General features: G+C 50.3%; 2 protein-coding genes. Both read left to right on the forward strand.

Annotated elements, in window-relative coordinates:
• The first annotated feature begins 219 nt into the window (after positions 1–219).
• A complete protein-coding gene (locus tag J0895_RS06740; protein ID WP_207087341.1) occupies positions 220–4218 on the forward strand; it encodes a PAS domain S-box protein in 3999 nt (1332 codons plus the stop codon).
• Positions 4215–5114: a response regulator gene (locus J0895_RS06745; protein WP_207087342.1), complete on the forward strand. Its 900-nt coding sequence runs from the start codon at positions 4215–4217 to the stop codon at positions 5112–5114. The genes J0895_RS06740 and J0895_RS06745 overlap by 4 nt, the downstream gene beginning before the upstream one ends.
• The last annotated feature ends 535 nt before the right edge of the window (positions 5115–5649 follow it).

Genomic DNA, 5649 nt, shown 5'->3' on the forward strand with positions numbered 1-5649 from the left:
GGTGACGGAGGCTATCATAAAGACTAGCAAAGAACAATGTAGATGGTGATACTCTGCATAATTTTTGCGACTTCGGCAATCTTAAACTTGCTCATAACCTTATAATAGCATAAAAAATGAGTAAGTTTAAACAGCTTTAGTCAGAAATTTAAACTCTGTCTCCAGCCCCCAATCCCCTCACCGCCTTATGATGAGAGAAAGAAACCATAACAGCAGGCTATGCAGTTGATAGGAATTTTCTGTGGGTTGATTGTGGGTGCGATCGCCGGGTATCTGTGGTCAAAAAGGATACACTTCGGTGGAGAAAGGAACCCATCGGCGATCGCATCGTTGCCAGATAACTCTGCGCCGGTTGCACCGGAGCCATTGTACTCCCGAGTCACCGAGAAGGAAATTCTCTACCGTCGGATATTTGAGGAAAATCCGGCAGTGCAATGGATCACTGACCCAGAAACTGGGATGATTTTGGATGCCAATGTCGCCGCCTCTGAGTCTTATGGGTATGGGATTGAGGCATTAAAGCAACTGAAACTGGAGGAACTTGATTCCCTCGGGGATCGCCAAGGAGCGATCGCCTCGGAGGAAGCGGGAGAGTCTCAACCATTGTGGGAAATCCAGACAAAACCCATTGATATCGATGGAATTGCGATAAATCTGAGCTGGGTTCATGACATCACCCCCAAGCAACAAATGGAAGCATCCCAACAACGCGAAGAACGATATCGCTGTTTGGTTGCCGCCACTGGCGAAGGAATTCTCTTGCACGATCGCGGGGTCATTATGGATGTGAACCGGGTTCTGGTAGAGATGCTGGGCTATGAACAAGAAGAACTCATTGGAACTGGGGGTATGGTGTTAGTCACCCCAGAGTATCGGGAAATCGTCTCGCAGAACATTCAGAAGCAGAGCGATCGCCCCTATCTCGTCATCGCACTGCGGAAAGATGGCTCAACCTTTCCCGCTGAATTGCACCCGAAAATGATTGAGTATCAAAACCGCCTGGTTCGGGTGGTAGCAGTTCGGGACATCACGGAACGCCACCAGGTAGAGGAAGAATTGCGACAAGCGCGAGATCAACTGCGTGCCGTCCTAGACTCCGTACCTGGTAGCATTGCCTGGATTGATGATAATTTGACCTATCTCGGGATTAACCGTTACCTAGCGCGTTCCTTCAATATTCAACCGGAAACCTTTATCGGCAAAACGATGGGTTTTCTGGAACCGGAAATAGAAATTCGAGATTTTGTCCAGGACTTTTTCCAGAGTAGCGAATCAGAAACCTCTGTGGAAATGGAATGGGAAGTAGATGGACTTCCCTGGCATTATTTAGTCGTCGCGCAGAAATATCTTGGAGGTAAGGCGGCAGTTTTTGCAGGATTTGACCTAACCTGGCGCAAGCAAGCAGAACGAGAATTGCGCTTTAGTGAAGCGAGTATCAGGGCTTTATATGAAGTCAGCGCGGATGCGACCCTAAGTTTTGACCAGCGGTTGCAGCGATTATTAGAACTGGGATGCGAGTGGTTTGAGCTAGAGAGGGGACTGTTAGGGCGGTTGGTGAGCGATCGCCTGGAAGTCATTGCCGCCCATCCCCCGAGTTGCGCGATTGTTCCGGGGACTGTTTTCACCGGCGATCGCCCCGGGAGTCGGGAGTTACAAGCAGACCCTGTATTCAGGGCGATTCAGTCCCCGATCGTTACTGGGTGCGAATCGGACCCCTATTCTCCCACTGAACCGGCCCCGGCTTATTTCGGCACCCCCGTCATCGTTGCGGGTCAAATTTATGGTTCCCTGAGCTTTTCTAGTCCCGATCCCCGTCGCCGTCCCTTTACTGCGGTAGAACGAGAATTACTCAAATTAATGGCGCAGTGGATTGGGGGTGAACTGGAACGGCAACAGGCAGCAACGGCCCTCGCCCAAGCCTTTCATCGCAGTCTACTTCTGCGACAAATCACCCAGAAAATTCGCCAGAGTTTGGACACTCACCAAATTTTACAAACCACGGCAACCCAACTGGGACGAGCATTGCAGGTCGATCGCTGTTTGCTATTTCGCTATCAAGTCTTACCCTGCACGCAATTGTACTGCGTGACGGAGTATTTGATTCCCGGGGTGAGTTCCCTGCTAAATTTAGAGATTCCGATTCGGGGTAATCCCTTGGCCGAACGCTTAATTGCCCAGGACCGGGCGATCGCCATTGATGATATCCAGGATAACCCTCTGGTATCCTCGATTTACCCAATGTTTGAGCAACTCGGTGTGCGATCGCTCATGGCAATTCGCACCTCCTATCAAGGAGAACCCAATGGGGCGATCGCCTTGCAACAATGCCTTGGATTGCGACAGTGGCGAGAGGATGAAATCGAACTCCTCGAAGCTGTAGCCGATCAAGTCGGGATTGCCTTAGCACAAGCGGAGTTACTGGAACGGGAAACTCAACAGCGTCAACAACTCGCCGAGCAAAATCTCGCCCTCGATCGCGCCAAACAGTTAGCAGAGGTCGCCAATCAAGCCAAAAGTGAGTTTTTGGCAATGATGAGTCACGAAATCCGCACCCCCATCAATGGGGTACTCGGCATGACGGACCTCCTCCTGGATACCGCCCAGACTCAACAACAAAGACAGTGGACTGAAACAATTCGCAACAGCAGCGAAAGTTTATTACGGATTATTAACGATATTCTGGACCTTTCTAAAATTGAGTCCGGTAAATTGGAGTTCGACGAACACCCCTTGAACTTGCCGGACTGTATTGCTAGAGCAGTGAGCGTCCTTTCGCCCCAAGCGAATGCCCGAGGGATTCGTTTCGTCACCCAAATTAACCCGGAGACTCCCGCCCAGATTATGGGCGATCGCACTCGACTCCAGCAAATTTTGGTCAATCTCCTGGGGAATGCGGTCAAATTCACCGAAGTCGGCGAGGCGATCGTCTCTGTGACTGCCTCTCCTATCCCCGAGGACCTGATTGCCACGGACAATCAGCAATCTTGCCGCTATCGAATTCAATTCCAGGTTCAAGATACAGGCATCGGTATTCCCCCAGAGGGAATGCACCGCCTGTTTGAATCGTTTTCCCAAGTGGATCTGTCTACCTCACGACGCTATGGCGGCACCGGATTGGGTTTAGTCATCAGCAAACGTCTATGTGAATCGATGGGGGGTCAGATGTGGGTGGAAAGCATGGGAACTTGTGGCGGAAATCCTCCAGAGAATTGGCAGGTGCAACCCTGGAATGGGGACTCTCAGTTTCCCGGTTCTACTTTTTATTTTACGATTGTTACCCTTGCTTGTCCTCACGCTCAGATTGAAAAAAGTCCCCCATTAGAAAGATCTGAGACATTGAATCCAGTTCACCCTCGTGCTGTTGTCTCGGAATCCTCCCCACCAAGGCTTCCCTTAAGGATTCTATTAGCAGAAGACAATCCCGTGAACCAAGAAGTGGCGATGCGGACCTTGGAAAAAATTGGGTATCGAGTTGATTTAGTCAAAAATGGCATAGAAGCCCTGGAAGCCTTGCGCTGTCAACCTTATGATGTGGTGTTAATGGATATTGAAATGCCGCAGATGGACGGATTGACCGCAACAAGGCAGATTCGAGAAGAATGGCAAAACCGCCCAGAACCTGCGCCGAAAATTATTGCTATTACGGCTTATGCAATGGAGGGCGATCGCCAAAAATGCTTTGCCGCTGGGATGGATGGTTATATTACTAAACCCTTTCGCATCAAGGCTTTGGCGAGGGCTTTGGAGGAGATTCAATCCGGTGGAACCCAAACCGACTCGGGGGATCAGATGCAGTCTACCTTTGTCAGTGACCATTTGTTTGGTTCTAATCCTCCACCTCCCCGGAGTGCAAAGGGTGAAGCGGTCCTCGATCGCCAGATTCTGGATTCTTTACGGGATATGGCGGGTTCCAAAGCGGCAGCGATGTTGTCTCTGATTATCGGCAATTATCTTGAAGATGCCCCGGAAAGACTACAGGAAATCCGAGAGGCGGTGGCGCAAGATAATCCGGAAGGGTTGCGTCAAGCAGCACATTCGATGCGATCGAGTAGTGCCAATCTCGGTGCTCTGACCCTTGCGAATCTTTTGAAAGAGTTGGAGAATTTAGGTCGGGCGGGGACTACTGCCACTGCCCAGACGTTCCTTAATCAAGTGGAAAAGGAGTATGAAGACGTGATCAAAGCTTTGGAACTTGAACGGAAACAGGATAATTCATGACTCCTACTGGTGAAGATAATTCTCCGTTAATTTTGCTGGCTGATGACGATCGCTCGATGCGATCGCTGCTGCGTCTAGCAATGGAAGAAGAAGGATATACCGTCGCTGAAGCTAAAAATGGCGAGCAATGTTTAGCGGAATTTAAACGACTGCAACCGGATATGGTCCTGCTGGATGCGGTGATGCCAGTGATGGATGGGTTCACCTGTTGCCATCAGTTACGCTGTCTCCCTGGAGGGGAGCATACTCCGGTTCTGATGATTACAGTGCTCGATGATGCGGATTCCGTCGATCGCGCGTTTGAAGCTGGGGCCACGGATTATGTGACGAAACCGCTACATTGGGCGGTATTGCGTCAGCGGGTGAGTCGGTTATTGCAGGCGTCTCAATCTCTACGACAAGTGACGCAAGTCTCTCAGGTATTGGATCAGGTGAGTCTGAGGGAACGACTGTTTCGGTATCTGGCAGCCAGTCTTACTCAGTGTTTACCCCAGGAGGAAATTCTCTCCGGTTCGCTGTTGCAGTTACGGGGTTTGTTAGGGGTGGATCGGGTGGCCCTGTGCGATCGCCAGGGAACCTGTCTGATGGACTCCGTGGCAAGTGAAGCTATCTCAGGGGCGAAATCTTCCTTACAACAGACGAGGTGTTACCCGGGGTTGCAATCGGGAGAGGCTGTTGCCTTTGCTGATCTGCAAACGGCAGTCAATGAAGAGGCGATCGGCTATTTTGCAGCGTTGAATATCAAAGCGGCCCTCCTCGTCCCCTTTCCCCCAGGTGAACAATGGCAAGGGGTCCTCACGGTCTATCATTCCCAGGGGCGATCGTGGGACCCCGCTGAGGTCGAATTCCTAAAAGAGTTCTGCACCCTCCTCAACCGAGTGATCTCTATCCAGTAGCGCCTGAAGAGGGTTTGGAGACCAAACCCCTACATCAGATCAGAGGGTTTGGAGACCAAACCCCTACAAAAAACAACGATTTTTCGGCATTAAATTTAACACCTGGACAGGGCTAGATTAAAAGGCTCATCTTTCGGTGCAGGTTGCCCCTTGTTCCAAGACCCGTAAACTGGACCCTCTACAATGGTCCCAACTCAATGATTTTGGGGAGAATTAGAATATTTTTCCAAAGTCAAACAACATTTCTCAAAGTTATACAGAACTTGAACAGTTTGCAAACGCGATCGCAAACAGCCATAGACAATACTGAAGATAAGCAACGGTTGAGGGCAATGGGTAGCGAGGCTCCGCAGCCTCGATACCCACTTTAAAGCTTCCTTCCCTGAATCAACATCTTGTCGGGGAGTCAAGGCTATCCACAATCAAATTGGCTGATTCCGACATGACCTACGGGGTCCAAACCACTATTCAAGTCCCCATTCAGGAAGAGGCACGGTAAAACCCACTATTCAAGACCCGATTCTGGACCCAACCA

It is taken from the genome of Phormidium pseudopriestleyi FRX01, from assembly GCF_017313335.1.
In the GTDB taxonomy this organism is placed as follows: domain Bacteria; phylum Cyanobacteriota; class Cyanobacteriia; order Cyanobacteriales; family Laspinemataceae; genus Laspinema; species Laspinema pseudopriestleyi.